Consider the following 1,612-nt stretch of genomic DNA (forward strand, 5'->3'; position numbering starts at 1 on the left):
GCTTGGGAGCCAGAATCTCGTACCAGCAGCCGTCCTCACCAGTAACAAAGTCCCTTCGCCAGAACCTCCCACCCGCGTTGATCCCGGGCGGGAATGGCCTTTTTCGGACTCGGAGGGCGTCGGTGCGACCACCTTTCCGGCTTGGTGGCTGCCAGTCCGCAGCCCTGCAAGTGGGAACAGGCCATCCCGACCCTGCCCCAGCCATGCCGGATGCGGCACCCGCTCGCAGCGTGCGCGGCCAGACGCCAGCGCAAGATCACCAAGGGAACGCGCGCCGCATGCGCCCGCAGTGGAGAAAATGGCTATTCCCGACCGGGAGCGACGCAGCGGCCGTCAGGCCGCCAGGGAAACGAAGCTTCCACCGAACACCGCAGCGGCCGCGAGGCGGCACTAGAGCCCAGCGCCCACAGGCAGTACACTGCCGCGATGGCCCACGACTTCCCCGCCACCCTGGTCGACCCGTTCCAGCGCCGGATCAGCTATCTGCGCCTGTCGGTCACCGACCGCTGCGACTTCCGCTGTGTGTACTGCATGGCGGAGGACATGCAGTTCGTGCCCAAACCCCAGGTGCTGACACTGGAGGAACTGTACCGCGTTGCCGAGGCCGCGACCGGGCTGGGGGTGCGCAAGATCCGCCTCACCGGCGGCGAACCGCTGATCCGCAACAACATCCTGTCGCTCGTGCAGCGCCTCGGCCAGCTGCCCGGCCTGGAAGTGCTGGCGCTGACCACCAACGGTTCGCGGCTGGCTGAACTCGCTGTACCGCTGCACGCCGCTGGCGTCAGCCGGATCAATATCAGCCTCGACAGCCTCCGGCCCGACCGTTTCCGCGAGTTGACCCGGTTCGGCGACCTGGACCGGGTTATCGCCGGGGTGGATGCGGCTGTCGCCGCGGGTTTCGAGCGGATTAAACTCAATGCCGTGATCCTCCGTGGGCGCAATGACGATGAAGTGCTGGACCTGGTGGAGTTCGCCCGCCAGCGCGGGATAGACATTGCCTTTATCGAGGAAATGCCGCTGGGGCGTATCGATGAACACAGCCGGAAACTCAGTTTCTGCAGCAGCGCAGAGCTGGAACAGCTTATCGGCAGCCGCTATCCGCTGCAGCCGCAGGGGGACCCGGCAGGCAGCGCCGGCCCCGCACGCTACTTCAGCATGCGCGACAGCCGCAGCCGAGTCGGCTTTATCTCACCGCACAGCAACAACTTCTGCCATCTCTGCAATCGGGTGCGCCTTACTGTCGAGGGGCGCCTGTTGCTCTGCCTGGGCAACGAGCATTCGGCGGATCTGCGGCCGATACTGCGTGCCCCCGGTTCCAGCCGGGCCGACCTGGAGAGCGCTATCGTCGCGGCCATGGCGTTGAAGCCGGAGAAGCACCATTTCACCCACGGCGAGGAACCTGAAATCCTGCGCTTCATGAACATGACCGGCGGCTAGCTGGCTCCACGAGGTATCCACGTGCACACCCAGGACTTTCCACAGCTGGCCTCCATCGAGGTCATCGAGCAGGGCTTTGAGTCCTTCGGTTACATCTGCAGTCCGAAGATCGCAACCGCGGTTTTCCTCGCCTTCCAGCTGCGCAAGCCCATCCTGGTAGAAGGCCCGCCCGGCG

At 65.4% G+C, this 1,612-nt stretch carries 1 protein-coding gene; it reads left to right on the forward strand.

The window, feature by feature from the left end:
- Positions 1–426 precede the first annotated feature (426 nt).
- Positions 427–1,437, forward strand: a complete 1,011-nt coding sequence (gene moaA, locus RJQ10_RS07510; protein WP_350145200.1) for a GTP 3',8-cyclase MoaA — start codon at positions 427–429, stop codon at positions 1,435–1,437.
- The last annotated feature ends 175 nt before the right edge of the window (positions 1,438–1,612 follow it).

Origin of the sequence: Haliea sp. (genome assembly GCF_040222615.1) — a bacterium.
In the GTDB taxonomy this organism is placed as follows: Bacteria; Pseudomonadota; Gammaproteobacteria; order Pseudomonadales; family Halieaceae; genus Haliea.